This is a genomic window from Streptomyces achromogenes (genome assembly GCF_030816715.1).
GTDB lineage: Bacteria > Actinomycetota > Actinomycetes > Streptomycetales > Streptomycetaceae > Streptomyces > Streptomyces achromogenes_A.
In genome coordinates this window covers 4,933,917-4,955,737 of sequence record NZ_JAUSYH010000001.1, presented here as the reverse complement: position 1 = coordinate 4,955,737, position 21,821 = coordinate 4,933,917, and the positions used below count along the sequence as shown (strand labels likewise).

Annotated in this window: 25 protein-coding genes; 10 read left to right on the top strand and 15 right to left on the bottom strand. The window is 73.1% G+C overall.

What is annotated here, in order from left to right:
- Positions 1 to 71 precede the first annotated feature (71 nt).
- A complete protein-coding gene (locus tag QF032_RS22300) occupies positions 72 to 836 on the bottom strand; it encodes a MerR family transcriptional regulator (RefSeq protein WP_307057221.1) in 765 nt (254 codons plus the stop codon).
- A gap of 160 nt (positions 837 to 996) precedes the next feature.
- Here QF032_RS22300 and QF032_RS22295 point away from each other — a divergent pair, with 160 nt between their 5' ends.
- Positions 997 to 2,280: an ion channel protein gene (locus QF032_RS22295; RefSeq protein WP_307057219.1), complete on the top strand. Its 1,284-nt coding sequence runs from the start codon at positions 997 to 999 to the stop codon at positions 2,278 to 2,280.
- Positions 2,281 to 2,359: 79 nt separating this feature from the next.
- On the opposite strand, the gene QF032_RS22290 is transcribed toward QF032_RS22295, so the two are convergent.
- From QF032_RS22290 to QF032_RS22270, 5 genes are all read right to left on the bottom strand, one after another.
- Complete coding sequence (locus QF032_RS22290) at positions 2,360 to 3,088, bottom strand: ABC transporter permease (RefSeq protein WP_306955990.1); 729 nt, start codon at positions 3,086 to 3,088, stop codon at positions 2,360 to 2,362.
- Between the two features lie 35 nt (positions 3,089 to 3,123).
- Positions 3,124 to 4,107 (bottom strand): ATP-binding cassette domain-containing protein, encoded by a 984-nt coding sequence (locus QF032_RS22285; RefSeq protein WP_307057217.1) that lies wholly within the window; start codon positions 4,105 to 4,107, stop codon positions 3,124 to 3,126.
- A gap of 79 nt (positions 4,108 to 4,186) precedes the next feature.
- On the bottom strand, positions 4,187 to 4,828 hold the full coding sequence (locus QF032_RS22280; RefSeq protein WP_306950016.1) for a PadR family transcriptional regulator: 642 nt from the start codon (positions 4,826 to 4,828) through the stop codon (positions 4,187 to 4,189).
- 72 nt (positions 4,829 to 4,900) lie between these two features.
- A complete protein-coding gene (locus tag QF032_RS22275) occupies positions 4,901 to 6,364 on the bottom strand; it encodes an aldehyde dehydrogenase family protein (protein ID WP_307057215.1) in 1,464 nt (487 codons plus the stop codon).
- Between the two features lie 135 nt (positions 6,365 to 6,499).
- Positions 6,500 to 7,324: a helix-turn-helix domain-containing protein gene (locus tag QF032_RS22270; protein ID WP_306955991.1), complete on the bottom strand. Its 825-nt coding sequence runs from the start codon at positions 7,322 to 7,324 to the stop codon at positions 6,500 to 6,502.
- Between the two features lie 374 nt (positions 7,325 to 7,698).
- Between QF032_RS22270 and QF032_RS22265 the strand changes: the two genes are divergently transcribed.
- Positions 7,699 to 8,184: an ATP-binding protein gene (locus tag QF032_RS22265; protein ID WP_307057213.1), complete on the top strand. Its 486-nt coding sequence runs from the start codon at positions 7,699 to 7,701 to the stop codon at positions 8,182 to 8,184.
- 92 nt (positions 8,185 to 8,276) lie between these two features.
- Here the strand turns inward: QF032_RS22265 and QF032_RS22260 are convergent, their stop codons facing one another.
- The 5 genes from QF032_RS22260 to rpmG all read right to left on the bottom strand — a co-directional run bounded on the left by QF032_RS22260 (position 8,277) and on the right by rpmG (position 11,134).
- The gene (locus tag QF032_RS22260) at positions 8,277 to 8,495 is read right to left on the bottom strand and encodes a DUF397 domain-containing protein (protein ID WP_107448818.1); all 219 of its coding nucleotides are present in this window, start codon (positions 8,493 to 8,495) and stop codon (positions 8,277 to 8,279) included.
- A gap of 829 nt (positions 8,496 to 9,324) precedes the next feature.
- Positions 9,325 to 9,561, bottom strand: coding sequence for a 30S ribosomal protein S18 (gene rpsR / locus QF032_RS22255; RefSeq protein ID WP_307057211.1), 237 nt, complete (start codon positions 9,559 to 9,561; stop codon positions 9,325 to 9,327).
- Between the two features lie 4 nt (positions 9,562 to 9,565).
- Entirely contained in the window at positions 9,566 to 10,714 is a 1,149-nt protein-coding gene (locus QF032_RS22250; protein ID WP_307057209.1) for a CobW family GTP-binding protein, read from the bottom strand.
- Positions 10,711 to 10,965 carry a type B 50S ribosomal protein L31 gene (locus tag QF032_RS22245; protein WP_307045076.1) on the bottom strand — a complete coding sequence of 85 codons (255 nt, stop codon included), beginning with the start codon at positions 10,963 to 10,965 and terminating at the stop codon, positions 10,711 to 10,713. The genes QF032_RS22250 and QF032_RS22245 overlap by 4 nt, the downstream gene beginning before the upstream one ends.
- 4 nt (positions 10,966 to 10,969) lie before the next feature.
- The gene (gene rpmG / locus QF032_RS22240) at positions 10,970 to 11,134 is read right to left on the bottom strand and encodes a 50S ribosomal protein L33 (protein WP_266724813.1); all 165 of its coding nucleotides are present in this window, start codon (positions 11,132 to 11,134) and stop codon (positions 10,970 to 10,972) included.
- Between the two features lie 62 nt (positions 11,135 to 11,196).
- On the opposite strand from rpmG, the gene rpmB reads away from it, so the two are divergent.
- From rpmB to QF032_RS22225, 3 genes are all read left to right on the top strand, one after another.
- Positions 11,197 to 11,433 (top strand): 50S ribosomal protein L28, encoded by a 237-nt coding sequence (gene rpmB / locus QF032_RS22235; protein ID WP_307045074.1) that lies wholly within the window; start codon positions 11,197 to 11,199, stop codon positions 11,431 to 11,433.
- Positions 11,433 to 11,738 carry a 30S ribosomal protein S14 gene (gene rpsN, locus QF032_RS22230; protein WP_307045072.1) on the top strand — a complete coding sequence of 102 codons (306 nt, stop codon included), beginning with the start codon at positions 11,433 to 11,435 and terminating at the stop codon, positions 11,736 to 11,738. Before rpmB ends, rpsN begins: the two co-directional genes overlap by 1 nt.
- Before the next feature lie 87 nt (positions 11,739 to 11,825).
- Positions 11,826 to 12,347, top strand: a complete 522-nt coding sequence (locus QF032_RS22225) for a hypothetical protein (RefSeq protein ID WP_307045070.1) — start codon at positions 11,826 to 11,828, stop codon at positions 12,345 to 12,347.
- Positions 12,348 to 12,433: 86 nt separating this feature from the next.
- On the opposite strand, the gene QF032_RS22220 is transcribed toward QF032_RS22225, so the two are convergent.
- Complete coding sequence (locus QF032_RS22220) at positions 12,434 to 13,231, bottom strand: GbsR/MarR family transcriptional regulator (RefSeq protein ID WP_307045068.1); 798 nt, start codon at positions 13,229 to 13,231, stop codon at positions 12,434 to 12,436.
- A 223-nt stretch (positions 13,232 to 13,454) separates the two neighbouring features.
- Here QF032_RS22220 and QF032_RS22215 point away from each other — a divergent pair, with 223 nt between their 5' ends.
- Together QF032_RS22215 and QF032_RS22210 are read left to right on the top strand one after the other, a co-directional pair.
- Positions 13,455 to 14,123, top strand: a complete 669-nt coding sequence (locus tag QF032_RS22215; protein WP_307045066.1) for a DUF4097 family beta strand repeat-containing protein — start codon at positions 13,455 to 13,457, stop codon at positions 14,121 to 14,123.
- 103 nt (positions 14,124 to 14,226) lie between these two features.
- Positions 14,227 to 14,766, top strand: coding sequence for a DUF4232 domain-containing protein (locus tag QF032_RS22210; RefSeq protein WP_307057207.1), 540 nt, complete (start codon positions 14,227 to 14,229; stop codon positions 14,764 to 14,766).
- Between the two features lie 119 nt (positions 14,767 to 14,885).
- Here QF032_RS22210 and QF032_RS22205 read toward each other — a convergent pair whose 3' ends face one another.
- Positions 14,886 to 16,040, bottom strand: coding sequence for a DUF2786 domain-containing protein (locus QF032_RS22205; RefSeq protein WP_307045063.1), 1,155 nt, complete (start codon positions 16,038 to 16,040; stop codon positions 14,886 to 14,888).
- A gap of 71 nt (positions 16,041 to 16,111) precedes the next feature.
- Here QF032_RS22205 and QF032_RS22200 point away from each other — a divergent pair, with 71 nt between their 5' ends.
- Complete coding sequence (locus QF032_RS22200) at positions 16,112 to 17,824, top strand: bifunctional 3'-5' exonuclease/DNA polymerase (protein ID WP_307045061.1); 1,713 nt, start codon at positions 16,112 to 16,114, stop codon at positions 17,822 to 17,824.
- 104 nt (positions 17,825 to 17,928) lie between these two features.
- A complete protein-coding gene (locus tag QF032_RS22195; protein WP_307045060.1) occupies positions 17,929 to 18,888 on the top strand; it encodes a D-2-hydroxyacid dehydrogenase family protein in 960 nt (319 codons plus the stop codon).
- A gap of 298 nt (positions 18,889 to 19,186) precedes the next feature.
- Here the strand turns inward: QF032_RS22195 and QF032_RS22190 are convergent, their stop codons facing one another.
- Positions 19,187 to 20,143 carry a helix-turn-helix transcriptional regulator gene (locus QF032_RS22190; protein WP_307045058.1) on the bottom strand — a complete coding sequence of 319 codons (957 nt, stop codon included), beginning with the start codon at positions 20,141 to 20,143 and terminating at the stop codon, positions 19,187 to 19,189.
- 146 nt (positions 20,144 to 20,289) lie between these two features.
- Here QF032_RS22190 and QF032_RS22185 point away from each other — a divergent pair, with 146 nt between their 5' ends.
- On the top strand, positions 20,290 to 21,123 hold the full coding sequence (locus QF032_RS22185) for an NAD(P)H-binding protein (RefSeq protein WP_307045055.1): 834 nt from the start codon (positions 20,290 to 20,292) through the stop codon (positions 21,121 to 21,123).
- Positions 21,124 to 21,195: 72 nt separating this feature from the next.
- Here the strand turns inward: QF032_RS22185 and QF032_RS22180 are convergent, their stop codons facing one another.
- Positions 21,196 to 21,519: a 2Fe-2S iron-sulfur cluster-binding protein gene (locus QF032_RS22180; protein WP_306950047.1), complete on the bottom strand. Its 324-nt coding sequence runs from the start codon at positions 21,517 to 21,519 to the stop codon at positions 21,196 to 21,198.
- Positions 21,520 to 21,821: the final 302 nt, after the last annotated feature.

Here is a 21,821-nt window from a genome sequence, read left to right as displayed (position 1 = left end):
GGGACCGACGGGCCTCCCCGCCGGGACCGGCGGCCGTCCCTGACCAGGACCGGCGGCCTCCCCGGCCGGTCCTACGCCGCCGTGTGCCGTGCCGCGTTCGCCGTGATCGCCTCCCGGAGGTGCGCGGCGAGCCCCGGGCGCATCGAGTCGTAGTACGCCTTGAAGCGCTCGTCGGCGACGTACATCTCGCCCAGGCACACGTGCATCTCGTAGGGGCAGTCGTAGTACCAGGCGGTGATGTGCCGCCGGTGTTCCTCGGCCATGTCCATGGCCGCCTCGCCGGCGGGCCCCTCCCCCGCGTCCATCAGCGCCGCGTAGCGCTCGCTCCAGTCGTCGACCTCGGCGCGGACGCGTTTCCAGTCCTCCTTGGTGTAACCCGCGGCCCGGCGCTGCGACTCGGCGTAGGCGTCGGTGCCGCCCCAGCGCTGCTCCGCCTCCTCCGCGTACTGTTCCGGGTCCTTGTCGCCGAAGACCTCGAACCGCTCCTCGGGCGTGAGGTTGATGCCCATCTTCTTCGCCTCCATGGCGTGTTCCACGGCCTCGGCCATCTTCTGCAGCTTCTCGATCCGGGCGGTCAGCAGTTCGTGCTGGCGGCGCAGGTGCGCGCGCGGGTCGGCCGCCGGGTCGTCGAGCAGGGCCGCGACCTCCTCGAGCGGGAAGCCGAGCTCGCGGTAGAACAGGATCTGCTGCAGCCGGTCGAGGTCGGTCTCGTCGTAGCGCCGGTGTCCCGCGTGGCTGCGCCCGCCGGGGACGAGCAGGCCGATGTCGTCGTAGTGGTGCAGCGTGCGCACCGTGACACCGGCGAATCCGGCGACCTGTCCGACGGAGTAGCTCACTTCGTCCGCTCCCTTCTCGGTACGCGCTCCACGGTGCGTCCTCACGCCGCGTGAGGTGCAAGGCGGTTCCCTCCCCGGATCCCTCCCCGGATCGCTCCTCGTCTGCCGCCGTCCGAATGTCGCGTCCGCTTTGCCTGTCTTGCCCGCTTATCGTGAGCCCGTGGCCCAGGACCCCGCACAGCAGCCGCCCAGCGCCCCGGCGACCCCGGCACGCACCCTGCTGCCGTCGATCCTGCCCGCCCTCGCCATCGGCGTGCTGGCGAGCCTGGTGCTCCTGCTGGTGGAAGGGGCGGCCGACCAGCTCCAGCACGTGCTGTGGCAGAACCTTCCGGACGCGCTGGGCGTGGGCCGGTACTCCGTGCTCTGGATGATGGTCATGCTCACCATGACGGGCGTGCTGGTGGGGCTGGTGGTGTGGAAGGCGCCGGGGCACGCCGGTCCCGACCCGGCCACGATGGGGCTGGACGCGCGCGTGCTGCCGCCGGCGGTTCTCCCCGGGCTGCTGGTGGCGACGGCGCTGATGCTGGCGGGCGGGCCCAGCCTGGGCCCGGAGAACCCGATCATCGCGGTCAACGTGGCGGTCGTCTTCTGGCTGGGCCACCGTTTCCGGCCGACCGCGCCGGGCGCGGTGTGGGTGATGCTCGCGGAGGCGGCGACCATCGGCGCGCTCTTCGGCACGCCGGTGGCGGCGGCGCTGCTGATCTCCGAGGCGCTGGCGGGGCGGCAGACCAAGGGGCCGTTGTGGGACAGCGTCTTCACCCCTTTGGTCGCCGCCGCGGCCGGAGCGATGACGACCACCCTGGTGGCCGATCCGAGCTTCGACATGCACCTGCCGCCGTTCGGACAGCCCGGGTGGGCCGACCTGCTGGCGGCGACGGTGGTCGCGTCGGCGGGCGCGCTGCTCGGCCTGTGCGGCGTCTACGCCTTCCCGTACGTCCACGGCGCCTTCGCGCGGCTGCGGCACCCCATGCTGATTCTCCCGGCCGGAGGGGTCGTGCTGGGCCTGCTGGCGGCCCTGGGCGGCCATCTGACGCTCTTCAAGGGGCTGGACGAGGTCGCGGAGCTCGCCGCCGACCCCGACGGCTGGACGGCCGGCCAGTTCGCCACGATGACGGCGGTGAAGATGGCCGCGCTGGTGGTCGCCGCGACCTCCGGCTTCCGGGGCGGGCGGATCTTCCCGGCCGTGTTCGTGGGCTCCGCCCTCGGTCTCACCGCCCACGCGCTCGTGCCGGGCGTCCATCCCGCGGTGGGCGTGGCCACGGGGGTGCTGGGCATCCTCCTGGCCATCACCCGGCAGGGCTGGGTGAGCCTTTTCGTCGCCGCCGTCCTGGTCTCCTCGCCCTCGATCATCGCCCTGCTCTGCATCGCCTCGCTGCCGGCCTGGCTGCTGGTGACGGGGCGGCCGCAGATGCAGCTGCGCGCGGACGGGACCCCGGTCCGCTGACACCCCGCGGGTCGCTCGGCGAGCACTCGGCGCCGCGGACACGGAGAAGACCGCGGCGACCGGGCTCCGGCAGCGGCCCTCAGCGGCTCATGCGGCTGAACTTCCGTACGGCCAGCGGGAAGAAGACCGCGAGCAGGGCCAGCGGCCAGCCCACGGCCGGCCACACGTGGGCGGGGTCCGCGCCCGCGCCGCCGAACAGGTCGCGCACCGCCGTCGCCGTCCGGGACATCGGGTTCCATTCGACGGCCGTGCCCAGCCAGTCGGGCATGGACGTGGGCGCGGCGAGGGCGTTGGACAGGAAGCCGATCGGCCAGACGAGGATCTGCACGGTCTGCACCATCTCCGGCCTCCCTGCCACCAGCGCCAGGTGGATGCCGACCCACAGCATCGCGAAGCGGAACAGGAGGAGGAGGCCCAGCGCGCCCAGGAAGGGGCCCGGTCCGCCCTGGGGCCGCCAGCCGAGCGCCAGACCGACGGCGATCAGCACGGCCACGCTCACGGCCGACTGGAGCATGTCGGCCGCCGAGCGGCCCACCAGAACCGCGCCGTCGGCCATCGGCATCGCGCGGAAGCGGTCCACGACGCCCTTGTCGAGGTCCTGGGTGACGGCGACCATCGTGCCCTCCAGGCCGAAGGCCATGGTGAGCGCGAGCATGCCGGGCATCAGGTAGTCGAGGTAGGCGCCGCCGACCCCGCGGCCGCCGCCGATCAGGTAGCCGAACATCAGCAGCAGCATCACCGGGAAGACGAACCCGACGGCCAGCCGGCCCGGCCGGCGTGCCCAGTGGGCGAGTTCGCGGCGGGTCATGGTCCAGCAGTCGGTCAGCGCGTACGCGTAGCCGCTCACACGGCCTCCTTCGCAAGGTCGTCCGCGCCGTCCACGCGCCCGGTCAGGTGCAGGAAGGCCTCGTCCAGCGTGGGGCGGCGCAGGGCCACGTCCTCCGCCTCGACGCCGGCCTCCTCCAGCGCGCGGACGACGGCGAAGAGCGCGGCCATGCGGTCGGTGACGGGTGCGCTGAGCAGCCGCCGGTCGGTGTCGACGGTGACGTCCTCCTTCGGCAGGGGCAGCAGGGCGACCGCCGCCCCCAGGAGGCCCCCGTCGCGCAGGACGACGTCGATGCGGTCGCCGCCCGTCAGCGCCTTGAGCTCGTCCGCCGTGCCGTCGGCGATCACCCGGCCGCGGTCGACGACGCAGATGCGGTCGGCCAGCTGGTCGGCCTCCTCCAGGTACTGGGTGGTGAGCACCACCGTCGTCCCGCCGCCGACCAGCGAGCGGACCGCGGACCAGACCTCGGCGCGCCCGCGCGGGTCGAGCCCGGTGGTCGGCTCGTCCAGGAAGAGCACCTCGGGGTCGGCGCCGTGCCGGCCGCCGATGAGGGAGGCGGCGAGGTCCAGCCGGCGCCGCATGCCTCCGCTGTAGGAGCGGACCGGTTTGCGGCCGGCGTCGGCGAGGCCGAAGCGTTCGAGGAGTTCGGCGGCGCGCACGCGCGCGTGGCGGGCGCCCAGATGGTGGAGGCGTCCGAACAGCTCCAGGTTCTGCCGGCCGTCCAGTTCCTCGTCGAGGGCGGCGTGCTGGCCGAGCAGGCCGATGCGCCGGCGGACCTCCCGGGCCTCGGCCTGGACGTCGTGGCCGGCCACCTCGACGCGTCCGGCGTCCGGTCGCAGCAGCGTCGACAGGATTCTGACCAGGGTCGTCTTGCCCGCGCCGTTCGGTCCGAGCACCCCCTGCACGGTGCCGCGGGCCACCGTGAGGTCGAGCCCGTCCAGCGCGCGTGTCTCCCCGTACCTCTTGTGGACGCCGTCGACGGTGATCGCCGTGTCGGCCATGGAAGCCCCCACTTCTCAATTAGTCAAACTTGACTATCAGAGGGAAGGTAACGCGCCCCTTGTCATTCGTCAAACTTGATTAGCGCCAATCCCCGGGATGCCGCTCCCTCGTCGCGTACGGGTTCTCCTCGCCCGGCGCGAGCACGCCGACGAACGGCTCGCCCTCACCCGCGAAGGTGTACGCCCCGCCCTCGATCCGCGCGATCAGGCCGCGGGCCCACTCCGCCTCGGCGTCGGCCGTGTGGACCCAGAGGTTCATGATCTCGCCGATGTGACCCAGCTGACCGGGGCCTCCCTCGGGGACGTAGTGCTCGGTGACGGCCGAGCGCCACGCGTCGATGCCGCGCACGCGCTCCTCCAGGAGCGAGACGGCCTCGGCACGCGGGAGGTCCACCACGAAGCCGATGGCGGCCGACTTCACGTCCGTCTTCTGGTCGTGGGAGACCAGCGCCTCGCGCAGCAGCCGGAAGTACTCCTCGACACCCGCGTCGGTGACCTCGTACTCGGTGCGCGGCGGGCCGCCCGCGGTGGACGGGGCCGTCTCGTGCTCACGCAGCAGGCCCTGCTTCGCCATCTGCTTCAGGGCGTGGTAGATCGAGCCCGGCTTGGCGTTGGACCACTCGTGGGCGCCCCAGTACTCCAGGTCGCTGCGCACCTGGTAGCCGTGGGCCCGCCCGTGCTGGCGCACGGCGCCCAGGACGAGGAGACGGATCGCTGACATGCGCCCAGGTTAGGGCGTGGCCTCCGGGCGCCCCCACGGGGCGACCCGGACAGCCACCCGCCCGGTGCGGACCTAGAAGGGGAAGCCGCTGCGGCCGTGCTGGACCGAGATCCACTTGGTGGTGGTGAAGGACTCCAGGGTGCTTTCGCCGTTGAGCCGGCCGACACCGGAGTTCTTCTCGCCCCCGAACGGGACGATCGGCTCGTCGTGCACGGTGGCGTCGTTGACGTGGAACATGCCGGTCACGACCTGCTTGGCGAAGGCGACCCCGCGCTCGATGTCACGGGTGTGGACGGCGCCGCTCAGGCCGTACGGCGTGTCGTTGGCGATGCGCAGGGCCTCCGCCTCGCCGTCGAAGGTGTTGATGAAGGCGACCGGACCGAAGACCTCCTGCTGGAGCAGGGCGGAGTCGAGCGGCAGATCGGCGAGGACGGACGGCTCGACGAGGTTGTCGGTGGTCGCTCCGTGCAGCAGGGCGGTCGCGCCCTCGGCGATCGCCTGCGCGACCGCGCCGGAAACAGCCTCCGCCTGCTGGGAGTTGATGACGGGGCCGATGAGGGTCTGCGGGTCGCGCGGGTCGCCGGCCTTCAGCGTCCTCACCTTGGCGACGAACTTCTCGGTGAACTCGTCGGCGAGCGAGCGGTCGACCAGGATGCGGTTGGCGGCCATGCAGACCTGGCCCTGGTGGACGAAACGGCTGAAGACGGCCGCGTCCACCGCGTAGTCCACGTCGGCGTCGTCGAGGACGACGAAGGCGCTGTTGCCGCCGAGTTCGATGACGGACCGCTTGAAGTGCGAGGCGGCGACCGTCGCGACGTGCCGGCCGACCTTGTCGGAGCCGGTGAAGGAGATGACCCGCGGGACCGGGTGCTCCAGGAAGGCGTCGCCGATCTCGGCGATGTCGGTCACCACGACGTTCAGCAGGCCCGGGGGGAGACCGGCGTCCTCGAACAGCTTGGCGATCACGGTGCCGCCGGAGACCGGGGTGTTCTGGTGCGGCTTGAGCACCACGGAGTTGCCGAGGGCCAGCGCGGGGGCGACGGACTTCAACGACAGCAGGAACGGCACGTTGAAGGGGCTGATCACCGCGACCACGCCGACCGGCTCGCGGTAGACGCGGTTCTCCTTGCCGTCGACGGGCGAGGGGAGGATGCGGCCCTCGGGGCGCAGCGACAGGTGGATCGACTCGCGCAGGAACTCCTTGGCGAGGTGGAGCTCGAAGGCGGCCTTGCCGAAGGTGCCGCCGGCCTCGGCGACGAGGATCTCGCTGATCTCCGCCTCGCGCTCCTCGACCAGCCGCAGCACGTTCTCGAACACCGTGCGGCGGGCGTAGGCGTTGGTGGCGGCCCACGGCCGCTGCGCGCGGGCGGCGGCCCGGTAGGCCTCGTCGACCTCGTCGACGGTGGCGATGGTGATCGAGGCGAGCTTCTCCCCGTCGTAGGGGTTGAAGTCGATGATGTCCCAGGAGCCTGTCCCCGGACGCCACTTACCGTCGATGTACTGCTGGGCCAGGTCGGTGAAGTAGGACGACGACATGCGCTCCCTCGATCCCCTGCTGCGAACGGCTGTGACCGATCGGCGTCACGATCTGATCACACGTCATCGTACGGGTGTTTCAAGGGAGTTGAAGGGTTTACCGAAGCCTGTGGGGGAATCCCCGAGGCCGCGGGGTCAGGAGAGCTGGATCAGGCCACGGAGCAGGTCCCGGCTCTCGTCCGGTCCGGGACTGTCCTGTTGCAGTTCCTTCAGGGCGAGTTCGTACTGTGCGACGTCCTCGCGCTTGTCCAGGTAGAGGGCGCTGGTGAGCTGCTCCAGGTAGACCACGTCCGACAGGTCGGACTCGGGGAAGCTCAGGATGGTGAAGGCCCCGGACTCGCCGGCGTGCCCGCCGAAGCTGAACGGCATCACCTGCAACCGGACGTTGGGCCGCTCGGAGACGTCGATCAGATGCTGGAGCTGCCCGCGCATCACCTCGCGGTCGCCGTACGGCCGGCGCAGCGCGGCCTCGTCGAGGACGATGTGGAAGTCGGGGGCGTTCTCGGCGACGAGGTACTTCTGGCGCTCCAGGCGCAGTGCCACGCGCCGGTCGATGTCGGCTGCGCTCGCGCCCCGCATGCCACGGCTGACGACCGCGTGCGCGTACGCCTCGGTCTGCAGCAGACCGTGCACGAACTGCACCTCGTACACGCGGATCAGGGCGGCCGCGCCCTCCAGGCCGACATAGGTGGGGAACCAGTTGGGCAGCACGTCCGAGTAGCTGTGCCACCATCCGGCCACGTTGGCCTCCCGGGCGAGGCCGACGAGCGCGTGGCGCTCCGCGTCGTCCGTGATGCCGTACAGCGTCAGCAGGTCTTCCACGTCACGGGTCTTGAAGCTCACCCGGCCCAGTTCCATCCGGCTGATCTTCGACTCCGACGCCCTGATCGAGTATCCCGCCGCCTCGCGCGTGACGCCGCGGGCCTCACGCAGCCGTCGTAGTTGCGAGCCGAGCAGCATCCGCCGCACCACCGATCCGGGCTCTCCCGCGCTCACGTTCGCCAGCCTCCCCAGCCGTCCTAGGGGCCGCAGTCTGCCACTAAAACACTTCGAGCAGTACTCGTCCGATTACAGAGATGGAACGAACCAAAAGCATACGCACAGAGCGATGCGAAGGAAGAGTGAGGAGAAAGCAAGAGAAGTGGCGGTGATGGGAGAGAAGTTGGCGGAAAAAATGGCCAAGAAGCGGTACGGGCGGGTCCATTTCGGTCACGTGCACGTGCATCTGCCCTTGCATCCGCAGTGCGCATCAGAAACCATGGTCCCGCGCCACCGCTGCATCGCAACGACCGCGAATCCCGGGAGTGCCTCGCATGGGGACGAATGGATCGACCATGCTCGAGCCGTTACGGCAGGGCCTTCCGCCGCTGGATCCCGCGGCCGTGTCCAACGCCGTCTCCTGCGCCCTGCCCGCCCGCTACGAAGCGGTGCGCGAGGCACGGCAGTTCACCAGGCGCACCCTCGGTCAGTGGGACGTGGGCGACCGGTTCGACGACGTCTGCCTGGTCGTCTCGGAGCTGGTGACCAACGCGCTGAGACACGGACTGTCCGCCGACGACGTTCCGCGCGCGCCCGACCGGGAGCACCCTCCCGTGCGGCTGCACCTGATGCGCTGGACCGGGCGGCTGGTGTGCGCGGTGCGCGATCCCAGCCACGACAGCCCCCTGCCGCAGGAGGGCGAGGACTTCTCCGCGGAGTCCGGTCGCGGCCTGTTCCTCGTGGACTCCTTCGCCGACAGCTGGGGCTGGCAGCCGCTCTCCGGCAGCCTGGGCGGCAAGGTGGTCTGGGCGCTGTTCCGGCTGCACACACCTGCCGGATGACGTAGCGCGGCCCGCGTCGACGCCCTGGTTCTACGCGCGTCGTGGGGCCGTTTTCCGCCGATTCGTCCGAGGTGAGGCTCCGGACCGGGCCGTCAGCCGCCGATCAGGTGGTCGAACTCGCCGTCCTTGATGCCCAGGAGCATGGCCTCGATCTCCGCGCGCGTGTAGACGAGCGCCGGGCCGTCGGGGAAGCGCGAGTTGCGCACCGCGACGTCACCGCCCGGCAGGCGCGCGAACTCCACGCAGGAACCCTGCGAGTTGCTGTGCCGGCTCTTCTGCCAGGCAACCCCGTACAGCTGTGTGGCCGTCATGCCGTTGTACACGTCGTGCCCCCCGTCAACGTGGTGGTCCACAGGTCGCTCCCTGGTGGTGCACTGGCTTGTGTGGCCATTGGTGCCGTTGTCAACTGTCCCGGATCATAACCCCGTTCACATGCAGTCGCATGAGCAGATGCACGTGCACGCGCGGTGCCTGAGTGGTTACAGCTGTGACGCCCGCTTTACCGACGTCGTTCCGTCCGGCCGGGCGTCGGGAGGTGCTCCGGAAGGTCGTCCGGATCGAACTACTCGTGTACGGGGACAGACGCGCGCCGGGGCCTTCGTGTTCCGTCGACGCGGAACCGACACGCGATCGGATCGCCCCGCCGGGAGCCGCGCGACCGCCGCGAGGGCCGTCGCGAAGGCATCGGTTCCGGCGGACGCCCGGCCTCCGCTCGGGCCGCGGGCGACGGTCCGCGGGGCGGCCGGGCCGTGATCCGACCAGGGCCCGGCCACGGTGCGCGGCACGCACGCCCCTGTGGGGCCCCGCAACTCCCCCGTTCCCCGTCGCACGACGACGACGGCCGCCGCCCCCGTGCACGACGCGGAGGTCGGCGCGGGGGCGGAGCGGGGTGGCCCGACGCATCAGGGCGCGGTCGGCTCACCGCCGGGGTGCGGCTGCGTCCGGGCGGCCAGAGCGAGTAGACGGCCAGGGGAACCTCTGCTCGTACGGGTGCGGGAGGCGTCGTACGGAGGAGGGTGGGCCGGGGCTACGGAAGGTGACGCGTGCGCACCGGGTCCGGGTGGACGGGACGGGCGTGTACAGGACAGCTGCGCGCCCGTCCCCTGGCCGGAGCGGCGCGGGAGACGCCCGGGGCGCGGTTCAGCGTGCGGACGTGTAGGGGAGCAGCGCCATCTCCCGGGCGTTCTTGACGGCTCGGGCGAGTTGCCGTTGCTGCCGGGCGGAGACCCGGGTCACCCGGCGGCTGCGGATCTTGCCCCGGTCGGAGAGGAACGTGCGCAGCAGGTCGGTGTCCTTGTAGTCGACGTAGGTGACGCCGGCCCGGTCGAGGGGGTTGGGGCGGGCCTGGGCGGGCTTGCGCTCGGGCTTGCGGGGCATCGGGTCAGACCTCCAGGAGGGTGTCGAAGGCGGGCGGCAGCCGCTTCCAGGCGGTGCGGCCGGCGGCGTACTCGGCGTCGGTGAGCAGGCAGGACTCCAGGAGCCGGGCGAGGCCGTCGCGGTCCAGGCCGGGGGACGTGAAGACCAGGTGCTGGCAGCAGTCGCCGTGTTCGGGGTGCCAGTCGAGAGCGGCCGCCGCACGGCGCACCGGCGGGACCAGGTCCCAGGCCGCGTCGGGGAGGGACGCCAGCCACGGGCCGGCCGGCTCCACGCACAGGGCGCCGCCCGCCGCGTCCCAGTGGAGCAGCACGTCGGGCTTGTCGGCGAGCCAGAACCGGCCCCGGCTGCGGGCTGCCGCGCAGGTCAGGTCCTCCAGCGCGGCGTACAGCCGCTCCGGGTGGAACGGCCGGCGGCGGTGCCAGACGAAGGTGCTCACACCGTGCGCGTCGGCCTCCGCGGGGAGCAGCGCGCAGGCCGGATGCTGGGCCGCGGCGGCGGCCTCCGCGTCGAAACCGGCCAGCACCGCCCCGGCCAGCGGCGACCGCGGGTCCGCGCGGGCGCCGGGCGTGACCCGGACCTGGCGGGCCGTCGGATGCAGCTGCGCCAGCAGCTCGCGGTCCTCGTCGTCGGCCTCCTCGGAGTCGACGACGGCCAGCACGGGCGCGTACTCCAGCTGCCGCGCGAAGGTGTCGGCAACGGTGCGCCGGTCGGTGGCGGCCGCGGCGAGGCCGCAGTCGGCGAGGTCGTCGCCGTTGCCGAGACAGGGCAGGAGCAGTGCCGGGTCGACGGCGGTGACGACGCCGGTGACCGTGAGCCCGCCGGCCACCACCACCTCGGCCATGGCCTTGGGCTCGACGGAGTCCCACAGTTCGACGACCGCGAGGCGGGTGACGCCGTCGTCGGCGAGACGGCGCAGCTCGGGCACCAGGTCCTCGCGCAGCGCGCAGCAGGCGCAGTCGTCGACCAGAGGCGTCTCCCCGGCGGAGAGGACGCCGGTGGCGTCCCTGACGGTCCGTACGACCGTGCCCGCCGCGGCCGTCGCGAGGTCGTGGTGCAGGACGACGCCGCCGGGCACGTCGGCGAGCAGACGGGCGACCGTCGCCCGGCGGGCGTCGGCGTGCAGCCCGCCGACGATCACCACCGACAGGCTCACGCCCCGCCCTGCTTCCCGTAACGCCGCTCGAAGCGCTCGACCCGGCCGGCGGTGTCCAGGACGCGCGCGGTGCCGGTGTAGAAGGGGTGGCTGACGTCGGAGATCTCGACGTCGACGACGGGGTACGTGACGCCGTCCTCCCACTCGATCGTCCGGTCGCTGCTCATGGTGGAGCGGGTGAGGAAGGCATAGTCCGCGGCACGGTCGCGGAAGACCACGGGTCCGTAGGGCGGGTGGATCTCGTTGCGCATGGGTTCAGCGCTCCTCTCGGAAGTCGACGTGGCGGCCGGCGACGGGGTCGTACTTGCGCAGGGTCATGCGGTCGGGGTCGTTGCGACGGTTCTTGCGGGTCACATAGGTGAATCCGGTCCCCGCTGTGGACTTGAGCCTGACGACCGGACGGAGTTCGTTGCGAGCCATGCTGCTATGTTACTGAAAATGAATCCCATTAGCGATAACGCTTCGAGAGAGGTACGTCACCCATGTCCGCGCACTGCATGCTGACCGGCGCCCGGCCCGGCTTCGGCAACCGCATCTCCCGCTCCCACCGGCGCACGTCGCGCCGCTTCGACCCCAACGTCCAGAGCAAGCGGTACTGGCTGCCGGGCGAGGGCCGGCACGTACGGCTGCGGCTGAGCACGAAGGGGATCAAGACCGTCGACGTGATCGGCGTCGAGGCGGCCATGGCGCGGATCCGCGCGCGGGGGGTGCGGGTCTGATGGCGAAGAAGAGCAAGATCGCGAAGAACGAACGGCGCCGGGCGATCGTCGCGCGGTACGCGGCGCGGCGGGCCGAGCTGACGGAGACCGTCCGGCGGCCGTCGTCGACGGACGCGGAACGGGAGGCCGCGCAGCGGGAGTTGCGCGCGCAGCCGCGGGACGCCAGCGCGACGCGGGTGCGCAACCGGGATCAGGTGGACGGCCGTCCGCGCGGGTACTTCCGCACGTTCGGGCTTTCTCGGGTGGGTCTGCGCGCGCAGGCGCACGCGGGACACCTGCCGGGGGTGCGCAAATCCTCCTGGTAGCGACAGGAGAACACCTGGCGGCGTGCTGGTAGCTTGCTGCGGTCCTTGAGGTCCAGGTTTTCTTCGGTCCTAGCTCGGGAGCTTGCAGTGACTTCGGCGATCTTCTCGCGGGGTGCGTCCCGCCGTACGGTGCGGGCCGCGGCGGTGGCCGCCGCACTGGCGGGCGCGCTCGCGCTGACCGCGTGCAGCGGCGACGGGGGGTCCGGTGAGGACTCCGCGAGCACCCCGGCGGCGACGGCGGACGGCGGCGGTCCGGGCGGCGGCGCGGCCTCGCCCTCCGACTCCGTCTCCGCCTCGGACGAACTGGAGGGCAGCTGGCTCGCCACGACGGACGGCAAGGCCGTCGCCCTGATCATCACGGGGAAGCAGGCCGCCCTGTTCGTGACCGGCGGGAGCGTGTGCAGCGGGACCGCCGGCAAGGAGGGGGGCATGCGGATGATCCACCTGACGTGCACGGTCGGGAAGGACGACCGGGCGACCGGCATGGTCGATTCCGTCGACGCGAAGTCCCTCGAGGTCACCTGGACCGGCGCGGCCGGCAAGGAGACGTTCACCAGGGCGGAGGGCGGCCAGTGGCCGTCGGGTCTGCCCACGGCCGGGATCGGATAGCCCCGGACGTACGTACGCACGTCCGGGCCGGCCGGCCCGCGGCCGGTCGGCGGCCGGGCCTTGCGGCCCCGTCGGCGGCCCGTTCCTCAGCGCGGCGCCTGCGCCCGCAGGCTCTCTTCGCGGGTGGGCGCAGGGGTGGCGGGTCCCGCGCCCTCGCGCGCTTGCGCCGCGGCATCGGCCTTCGTGTGCAGCACCGCGCGGGCCTGCTCCGCCGCCCGGATCGTGCTCTCGCTGACGAAGTCCAGGAAGCGGGCGATGTTCTCGAGGCGGGCGGCGGCCGGGGTGGCCGGGCCGAGGATTCCGACGCCCTGCCGTGCGACGTCGATCACTTGGGTGAGAGCCCGGGCGCTGGCCAGCATCGACTGGTACCAGACGTCGTCGTCGACCACGTAGCGCTCGCGGCGGCGTTGGTCGCGCTCCCGGCGGACGAAGGCCTGCTCCTCGAGGTACGTGATCGCCTTGGAGACTGACGCGGGGCTGACCTGGAGGCGCTGCACGAGATCGGACGCGGTGAGGCTGCCCGTGTCGGTGAGGGTGAGGCAGGCCATGACCCTGGACATCATCTTCGGCATGCCCGAGGCCATGAGGACGGTGGTGAACGCCTCCTCGTACTCGCGCACGGCCTCGGCGTCGCGTCCGTGGGCCTGCGGGAACGTGTCCGGCCCGCGGGGCGCCGTCTGCCTGCGCCGGTGGGCACGGCGCTCGGTCGCCCGGTGGGCCAGGTCGGCGCGGTAGGCGGTGGGGCCGCCGTTGCGCATCACCTCGCGCGTGATCGTCGAGGTGGGACGGTCGAGACGTCTGGCGATCTCCGCGTAGGCGAGGCCGTCGGCCAGTCCCGACGCGATCTGCTGACGTTCCTGCTGGGTGAGTCTGCCTCCCGGCATCACGGCCTCCTTCGTGCGCCTCGATGTCGGCAGTTTAGCGTTCACCGACATACATTGCAACGAACGGAAGCCGCCACGTTGCGTTGCCTTTCAATCCATTGCAACAATTACGCGCCCCTCACCTGCTTAAATGTCAATTCTGCGCAACGAACTTGTTGCCTAGGCAGAGAACGCAACGTAGCTTTTCCTGTGTCGGAAACAGCAACGAACACAGGAGAGCACGATGCAGAAGTTCGCCACCGCCGCCCCGGTCTCGGTCGTCCTCGACGTTCCCGCGGGACGTGTCCGGTTCATCGCGGCCGACCGCGCCGACACCACGGTCGAGGTGCTGCCCGCGGACGCCGCCAAGGGCCGCGACGTGAAGGCGGCGCAGGAGACCTCGGTGGAGTTCGCCGACGGCGCCCTGCGGATCACGGGCCCCTCGAAGAACCAGCTCCTCGGCGCCTCCGGGGCCCTCGAGGTGACCGTCCAGCTGCCCGTCGGCTCGCACGTCGAGGCGACGACCGCGGCCGGCGAGTTCCGCGGTGTCGGCCGGCTCGGCGACGTCGCCTTCGAGGGCGCGCAGGGCACGGTCAAGATCGACGAGGCGGCGAGCGCCCGGCTCACCCTTCTCGCCGGCGACGTCTTCGTCGGTCGCCTCACCGGCCCCGCCCGGATCAGCACCCAGAAGGGCGACCTGCACGTCGCCGAGGCCGTGCACGGCACGGTCGTCCTGCGCACCGAGGCCGGCGCCATCACCGTCGGCGCCGCCCGCGGGGTCTCCGCCTCCCTCGACGCCGGCACCACCTACGGCCGCATCCACAACGCCCTCGCCAACACCGACGGCGCCGCCGCCGGCCTCGCCATCCAGGCCACCACCGCCTACGGCGACATCACCGCCCGCAGCCTCTGAACAGCCGGACAGCGGTCAGGGCGGGGGCGCGCGGCGCGGAACCGCGCGCGTGCGTGATGATCCTGGGAGCACCGTCGTCACGACCAGACCCGAGGAACCACTCATGCGCGCCGTTCCCATCACCGTCACCGCTCTCGCCGCGGCCCTGCTCCTCACCGCCTGCTCAGGCGGGGACGACAGCGGCTCCGGCGACGAGGGCAAGGCCGCGGGCTCCCCCGCCACCGGGTCCGCCTGCGCGGCCGGCGACCTCGGCCAGGAGGTCGGCCCCGTCGACGCCGCGCCCGCCGCCGGGGACACCGGCAACGTCACCGTCACGCTCACCAACAAGGGCAAGGAGTGCACCCTGGCCGGCTTCCCCCAGGTCATCCTCCAGGCCGGCGACGACTCCGTGCCCGCGGTGCAGGACGAGGCCGGCGAGCCGCAGGCCCTGACCCTCCCGGCGCAGGGCACCGCGACCTTCACGATCACCTACGTGCGCGGCAAGGAGGGCGACGAGAAGTCCCTCGCCGTCAAGACGGTGAAGTACGGCCTGGCGGACGTCTCGTCCACCGCGGACTTCCCCTGGGCCTACGGCGCCGTCGCGCTGAAGAGCAAGGGCGTGCCGGACGCGACGGTCAGCGTCTTCCACCTGGCCGGCGACTGACCGGACGGGCTTGCGGCTGACGGCTGACGGCTGACGGCTGACGGCTGACGGCTGACGGCTGACGGCTGACGGCTGACGGTCGCCCCGTCGGCGACCGAGGGACGTCCGCCGGCGCGCGGTCACGGCAGGCGGGGCCGGGACCGCACGCGGGCCCGGTCCGCCGCCTCGGCGCCCTCGGTCCAGCCCGCCTCGTCGGTGACGCCGCGCAGACGGGTGGAGACCGTCTGCGGGAACATGCGGTCCGTCGCCGCGGTGACCGCGACCTCGCGGGAGGCGAGGACCGGCAGCAGGTCGTCGGAGACCTGGGTCTCGGCGGCGGCCCTGAGGCGGGTGCCGACGCGGTGGGCGTACGCGGCGAGGAACGACTGCCGGAAGGTCTTGGTCCGCCGGCGGCCGCTCGCCCGCTGCGCCGCCTCCGCCTTCGCCATCGCCGACTGGGCCTGCACCAGCAACGAGGTGTAGAGCAGTTCCACGGCCTCGAGGTCCGCCTCGAAGCCGACGACCGTGGAGAAGGCGAACGGCTCGTTCCACACCGCCCGGCAGTGGTTGGCGTCGGCGACCGCGTCCAGCAGCACCGCCTTGGCCTGCTCGTACGGTGGCTCGACGCCGATCCGGCAGGCCCCGGGCGCGTCCGGGGCCGGCGCCCGCGCGTCGAGCAGGGCCTCGTCGACGCTGTGCCGGGCCATCAGCTCCTGCGCCTTCGCCGTGAGCGCCTCGGCCTCCTCCGGGAAGCCGGTCGCCTCGGCCTTCGCGAGCAGCGCGCGGATACGGGTGAGCATGCGGGCGGAGGAGTCCGCGGGCGACCCGGCCGCCGGCCCCCGGTGGTGATGGCCGCGCCCGTGCCCGGGCTCGTCGAGAGGGTCGAGGCCGGGCAGGCGCAGCAGCAGACGGTAGAGCTCCAGGACCGCGGTGGCGTGCGAGAAACGGTCGCCGGACGGGGGCGGACCGGTCGGCAGCTCCGCCAGCTGGGCCGCCCAGCGGCGACCGCGCGCCCGGTCGTCGCGCGCCTGTGCGCGGATCAGCGCCGCGACGAGGCCCACATGGGCGCCCTCCAGGTCGCGCCGCACGATCCGCACGAGGTCCGCGGGCTGCCAGCCGCGCCGCCACAGCGCCGCCACGAACTCCGCGCCGCGCCGCGCGAGTTCCGCGTCCGAAGCGGGATCGGCGGCGAGCAGGGACGCGCCCGCGTCGAGGGCGGCGTCGGCCGTGTCGTAGAGGGCGGTCCGCAGGGCGCGTTCGACGGCGCCGGCCGGGTCGCTGCTGGTGCTGCTCACCGTTCGATCGTGCCATGCGCCGCCCGCGCACCTTCACCCTCACTGTCAGACCCCCCTGTCACACTCGCGGTATGGCCGACCGGTGGGCGCTCGCTCCGACCGAGGACGGTGGCGTGGAACTCGCCCCCCTCGGTCCGGACGGCCTGCCCGCCGGCCCGTCGCTGCGCGAGCCGGATCTGGCGCGGGCCGTGCGGGAGCGGCCCGACGTCGTGCGCTGGGTCTGGCGTTCCACGTCCGAGGTCTACCCGCGCCTGCTCGACGCGGGCGTGCGGGTCGACCGCTGCTACGACGTGGAGGACGCCGAGACGCTCCTGCTCGGCCACGAGGGCCGGTCCGGCGAGCCACGGTCGGCGGCCGCCGCGCTGGCCCGGCTGCGCGGCGGGCCCGTCCCGCCGGACCCGCCGCAGCGCTCGGCCGAGCCCGGCGCCCAGTCCTCGCTGTTCGAACCGCGGGCCGCCGCGGGGCTGCCGCTGGCGGACCTCCTCGCCGTCTACGCGGAGCAGCAGCGCAGGCACGAGCGGGCCGAGCACCCGGCGCGGATGCGGCTGCTGACGGCCTCCGAGTCGGCGGGGATGCTGGTGGCCGCCGAGATGAACCGGGCGGGGCTGCCGTGGAGCGCGCAGGTGCACCGCGCGCTCCTGGACGACCTGCTCGGCGAGCGGTACGCGGGCGGCGGCGAACCGCGGCGGCTGGCGGAGCTGGCGGACGAGGTGTCGGCCGCCTTCGGTCGCCGCGTCCGCCCCGACCTTCCGGCCGACGTGGTGAAGGCCTTCGGGCAGGCCGGGATCCGGGTGCGGTCGACCAGGCGCTGGGAGATCCAGTCCCTCGACCATCCGGCCGTGAAGCCGCTGCTCGAGTACAAGAAGCTGTACCGCATCCGGGTGGCCCACGGATGGTCCTGGCTGCAGGACTGGGTGCGCGACGGGCGGTTCCGGCCGGAGTTCCTCGCGCACGGCACGGTCACCGGGCGCTGGGTCACCAACGGCGGGGGCGGCCTGCAGATCCCGAAGGTCATCCGGCGGGCGGTGGTCGCGGATCCCGGCTGGCGGTTCGTGGTCGCCGACGCCGACCAGATGGAGCCGCGCGTGCTGGCGGCGATCTCCCGCGACCCCGGGCTGATGGAGGTCGCGGGCCGGGAGAGCGACCTGTACCAGTCCGTCTCGGACCGCGCCTTCTCCGGCGACCGCGACCAGGCCAAGCTCGCCGTGCTCGGCGCGGTCTACGGGCAGACCTCCGGCGACGGCCTGAAGAACCTCGCCGCCCTGCGCCGCCGCTTCCCGCGCGCGGTGGAGTACGTCGACGAGGCGGCCCGGGCCGGCAAGGAGGGCCGGCTGGTGCGGACCTGGCTCGGCCGGACATGCCCGCCGGCCGTCGGGGCGGCCGAGGCCGAGGAGGCCGGCATCCCCGTCGACGACCCCGGCGGCCCCGGCGGCCCCGCCGAGGAGGACAGCGCCGACGACCGTCAGTGGACGCCGGGTTACGCCTCCACCGACGCCCGCGCACGCGGCCGGTTCGCCCGCAACTTCGTCGTCCAGGGCAGCGCCGCCGACTGGACGCTGCTGCTGCTCGCCGCGCTGCGGCGGGCCTGTGCGGACATGGCGGCGGAACTGGTCTTCTTCCAGCACGACGAGGTGATCGTGCACTGTCCGCGGGAGGAGGCCGACACGGTCGTCTCCGCGATCCGGGAGGCGTCCGACCTGGCCGGACGGCTGACGTTCGGGGAGACGCCGGTGCGGTTCCCCTTCACCACGGCGGTGGTGGAGTGCTACGCCGACGCCAAGTGACGTCCGGCGAGGGCAGTCGCCGGGGCGCCCGAGGGACGGCCGTAGTCTCGGGAGGTCCTGCCCGCGGACCCGCCCGTGGGCCCGCCCCCTCCGGAGGAGACGCCGTGGCCTTCCGCTGTGCCGTACTCGACGACTTCCAGAACGTCGCGGCAACCGCCGCCGACTGGTCCGTGCCCGGCGAGGAGGTGGAGGTCGTCCCCTTCACCGAGCACTTCGGCGACGAGGACGAACTCGCCGCGGCACTGGCCGGCTTCGACTGCGTGGTCACCCTGCGCGAACGCGTCGCCTTCCCTGCGTCGCTGCTGGACCGGCTCCCCCGGCTGCGGCTGCTGATCGCCTCCGGCATGCGCAACTCGGTGATCGACTTCCCGGCGGCGAAGGCGAACGGGGTGACGGTCTGCGGCACCCAGAGCTCGTCGACCCCGCCGGTAGAGCTGACCTGGGCGCTGCTGCTCGGTCTCGCGCGCGGACTGGTGCAGGAGAGCACCGCCCTGCGCGAGGGCGGGCCCTGGCAGTCCACGGTGGGCGCGGACCTGCACGGGCGGCGGCTCGGGCTGCTGGGACTGGGGAAGATCGGCGCTCTGGTGGCCCGGGTGGGCCTCGCCTTCGGCATGGAGGTGAGCGCCTGGAGCCAGAACCTGACGGAGGAACGGGCGCGGGAGGCCGGTGTGCGGCGAGCCGCCTCGAAGGAGGAGCTGCTGGCCGAGAGCGACTTCGTGTCGGTCCATCTCGCGCTGGGCGAGCGCACCCGGGGGCTGCTCGGCCCCGCCGAACTCGCGCTGCTCAAGCCGACGGCCTACCTGGTGAACACCTCGCGCGCGGCGATCGTCGACCAGGAGGCGTTGCTGGCGGCACTGCGGGAGCGGCGCATCGCGGGAGCGGGGGTGGACGTCTTCGACGTCGAACCGCTGCCCGCCGGCCATCCGATGCGGACGGCTCCCCGGCTGCTGGCCACTCCCCATCTCGGGTACGTGTCCCGGGCCAACTACGAGCGCTACTACGGACAGGCGGCGGAGGGCATCCGCGCGTACCTGGCGGGGTCGCCGGTACGGGTGCTGGGCTAGCCGCCGGGTCCTGCGGGGGCCGGGTGCTGGGTGGCGGCCGGGTGCCGGGGCCGGGTGGCCGCCGGGGCCCGGGGTGGCGACCTGGGTGCCGGTCGGTGGCTGCCGGGCCGGGCAGCCGAGTGACCGCTGGGGACGGGGGTGGCGGCGAGGCCGAAGGCACCAAGGCCGGGTGGCCGTCGGGGTGGCGGCCGGTGCCGGCCGGGTGGCCGCCGGGGCCGGCGTCGCGGCCGGTGCGGGTTCCGGGTGGCCGTCGGGGTCTGAGGAGCCGTCAGGGCCGGGCCCGGAGTGGGGGGTGGGGTCATGGGGTCGGCGGGGTGCGGGCGACGGCTCGGGTGAGGCGGGCGGCGAGGGCGCGGAGGTGGTCGCCCAGTTCCGGCGGGTCGAGGACCTCGAAGTCGACGCCCTTGAGCGCGATGTGCAACGCGATCTCGTCCAGGGTCGCGGCGCCCGTGTGGAACAGACAGGAGCGGTCGTCGTACCGCTCCAGACGGCCCGCGGTGGGTGAGGTGTGCTCCGCGAGGGCTTCCGCCGGGCAGTGGAAGAGGATGGTCGCCCGGCAGCGGTAGGGGGCCGAGGACAACTTGTCGGTGAGGTAGGCGTTCAGGTCCTCGGCGGGGCCGGGCCGGGGGGTGAACCGGGGCCCGGACTGCGGGGCGGCGTCGACGCGGTCCAGACGGAACGTCCGCCAGTCGTCGCGCTCCAGGTCGAAGGCCAGCAGATACCAGCGGCGGCCGGTGTGGACCAGCCGGTACGGCTCGACGCGGCGCGTCCTGCCCTGGTAGCCGAAGCGCACGCTCTCGTGTCCCCGGCAGGCGGCGGCCAGCACCGCCAGCAGGTTCGCGTCCACGGCCGGGCCGGACGCCGTCAGCGGCAGGATCGCCGACTGCATCGCCGCCACCCGGTGCTTCAGCCGTGAGGGCAGCACCTGCTCGAGCTTGGCCAGTGCCCTGAGCGAGGTCTCCTCGAAGCCCGCCACCGAGCCGGACGCGGCGGCCCGCAGTCCGACGGTCACCGCGACGGCCTCGTCGTCGTCCAGCAGCAGCGGCGGCAGTGCCGCGCCGACGCCGAGCTGGTAGCCGCCGCCGGGGCCGGCCAGGGACCGCACCGGGTAGCCCAGCTCGCGCAGCCGGTCCGCGTCGCGGCGGACGGTGCGGGTGGTCACGCCCAGCCGTTCGGCCAGTTCCGGGCCCGGCCAGTCGGGGCGGGACTGCAGCAGGGAGAGCAGCCGCAGTAATCGGGCCGAGGTCTCGAGCATCTGGCGGAAAACTCCTCATCGATCGCACCCGGTCGAGGACAGAACCTGTCCTCAGGGCTTCCTAGTGTCTTTCTTGCCGGCCCGCGAGGGAACGGCCCGCAGAAGCACAGGCAAGCAGAACCACCGGCACAGCAAGGGAGAACGTCATGATCCTCGTCACCGGAGCCACCGGGAACGTCGGCCGTCGCGCACTGGAGACGCTGCTCGCACAGGGCCGCGAGGTGCGGGCCGCGTCGCGCGCCCCGGAGCGGGCGACCTGGCCCGCCGGGGTGTCGACCGTCGCGCTCGACCTGGCCGACCCGGCGTCGCTCGCCACCGCCCTGGAGGGGGTCGAGGCGGTGTTCCTGTTCGCCGCCCCCGGCTGCGGACCGGCCTTCGTCGCCGCCGCCGAGGCCGCCGGCGTGCGCCGGGTGGTGCTGCTGTCCTCCGGCTCGGTGGACGACGAGTCCGAGGAGCAGGACGGCCCGATCGCCGCCTACCACGCGGAGATCGAGCGGGCGCTGCGCGGCTCCACCCTGGAATGGACGTTCCTGCGGCCCGACGTGTTCGCCGCCAACACGCTGATGTGGGCCGGGCAGACCAAGGGCGGCGACGTGGTCCGCGGCGCCTACGCCGAGGCCACCGCCGCGCCGATCCACGAGGCCGACATCGCCGCCGTGGCCGTGGCCGCGCTCACCGAGGACGGTCATGCCGGGGAGATCCACCGGCTGACCGGTCCGCAGTCGCTGACCCACGCCGACCAGGCCGTGATCATCGGCGAGGTGCTCGGCCGCCCCGTCACCTACCAGGAACTGCCCGCCGAGACCGTCCGCGAGGCGATGAGCGCGCACGTCCCCGGGCCGGTCCTCGACGACATCCTCAAGGTGTGGGCCGACTCGGTGGGCCGGCCCGCCCTGGTCACGGCCGACGTCGAGAAGATCACCGGCCGGGCCCCCCGCAGCTACCGCGACTGGGTGTCCGAGCACGCCGCCGCGTTCTGACCCGGCCGGACCCCGGACTGCCGGGCCCTGGACGGACGTACCCCGGGGCGGCCGGACCCGGGGCGGCCCGTGTCACACCTGCCGCTCCGGGACGTCCACCACCAGACCGTCGATCGCGTCGGTGACCGGCAGCTGGCAGCTGAGCCGGCTGTTCTCCCGGCGCGGGCAGGCCGTCGTGTACAGCAGTTCGTCCTCGATGTCGGACACGGCCGGCAGCGTGATCGGGCTGCCCTGGTCGACGTAGACGTGGCAGGTCGCGCACATGGCGCCGCCGCCGCACTCGCCGACGATGCCCTCGACGCCGCCCACGACCGCCCCCCGCATCACGGAGTTCCCCTCGGGGACGTCGAGGGTCGTCGGGGTTCCGTCCGGACTCCGGTAGGTGATCCTGGCCATGCGTCGTGTCCTCCCTGCGTTCGCGCGTCCGCGCACGTGCCGCGGAGCCGCGCCGGCGTACGTTCCACGGATGCCTGCGGTGCTCTCGCCGCCCACCGTGCCGCGCCGCCCTGGGGAGTCGCTGGGGGCTCGATCGAACGCGGCCTCCGGGCCGCCGCCGCCCGCGCACTCCAGGCCGGTGCGCCCCGTGCTCCAGGCCGGTGCGCCCCGTGCTCCAGGTCGGTGCGCCCGGCACTCCAGGTCGGTTCGAGAGACACGCTGAAGGCTGGCCGGTACGTACGGCACTCATGGCGCACAGGAGG

Bases quoted from the DNA above. Each gene is read 5' to 3' on its own strand.
- QF032_RS22290 (WP_306955990.1), bottom strand. From the start codon at position 3,088: ATGACCCGCCGCGAACTCGCCCACTGGGCACGCCGGCCGGGCCGGCTG.
- QF032_RS22285 (WP_307057217.1), bottom strand. From the start codon at position 4,107: ATGGCCGACACGGCGATCACCGTCGACGGCGTCCACAAGAGGTACGGG.
- QF032_RS22280 (WP_306950016.1), bottom strand. From the start codon at position 4,828: ATGTCAGCGATCCGTCTCCTCGTCCTGGGCGCCGTGCGCCAGCACGGG.
- QF032_RS22275 (WP_307057215.1), bottom strand. From the start codon at position 6,364: ATGTCGTCGTCCTACTTCACCGACCTGGCCCAGCAGTACATCGACGGT.
- QF032_RS22270 (WP_306955991.1), bottom strand. From the start codon at position 7,324: ATGCTGCTCGGCTCGCAACTACGACGGCTGCGTGAGGCCCGCGGCGTC.
- QF032_RS22265 (WP_307057213.1), top strand. From the start codon at position 7,699: ATGCTCGAGCCGTTACGGCAGGGCCTTCCGCCGCTGGATCCCGCGGCC.
- QF032_RS22260 (WP_107448818.1), bottom strand. From the start codon at position 8,495: ATGACGGCCACACAGCTGTACGGGGTTGCCTGGCAGAAGAGCCGGCAC.
- rpsR (WP_307057211.1), bottom strand. From the start codon at position 9,561: ATGCCCCGCAAGCCCGAGCGCAAGCCCGCCCAGGCCCGCCCCAACCCC.
- QF032_RS22245 (WP_307045076.1), bottom strand. From the start codon at position 10,965: ATGCGCAACGAGATCCACCCGCCCTACGGACCCGTGGTCTTCCGCGAC.
- rpmG (WP_266724813.1), bottom strand. From the start codon at position 11,134: ATGGCTCGCAACGAACTCCGTCCGGTCGTCAGGCTCAAGTCCACAGCG.
- rpmB (WP_307045074.1), top strand. From the start codon at position 11,197: ATGTCCGCGCACTGCATGCTGACCGGCGCCCGGCCCGGCTTCGGCAAC.
- rpsN (WP_307045072.1), top strand. From the start codon at position 11,433: ATGGCGAAGAAGAGCAAGATCGCGAAGAACGAACGGCGCCGGGCGATC.
- QF032_RS22220 (WP_307045068.1), bottom strand. From the start codon at position 13,231: ATGCCGGGAGGCAGACTCACCCAGCAGGAACGTCAGCAGATCGCGTCG.
- QF032_RS22215 (WP_307045066.1), top strand. From the start codon at position 13,455: ATGCAGAAGTTCGCCACCGCCGCCCCGGTCTCGGTCGTCCTCGACGTT.
- QF032_RS22210 (WP_307057207.1), top strand. From the start codon at position 14,227: ATGCGCGCCGTTCCCATCACCGTCACCGCTCTCGCCGCGGCCCTGCTC.
- QF032_RS22200 (WP_307045061.1), top strand. From the start codon at position 16,112: ATGGCCGACCGGTGGGCGCTCGCTCCGACCGAGGACGGTGGCGTGGAA.
- QF032_RS22190 (WP_307045058.1), bottom strand. From the start codon at position 20,143: ATGCTCGAGACCTCGGCCCGATTACTGCGGCTGCTCTCCCTGCTGCAG.
- QF032_RS22185 (WP_307045055.1), top strand. From the start codon at position 20,290: ATGATCCTCGTCACCGGAGCCACCGGGAACGTCGGCCGTCGCGCACTG.
- QF032_RS22180 (WP_306950047.1), bottom strand. From the start codon at position 21,519: ATGGCCAGGATCACCTACCGGAGTCCGGACGGAACCCCGACGACCCTC.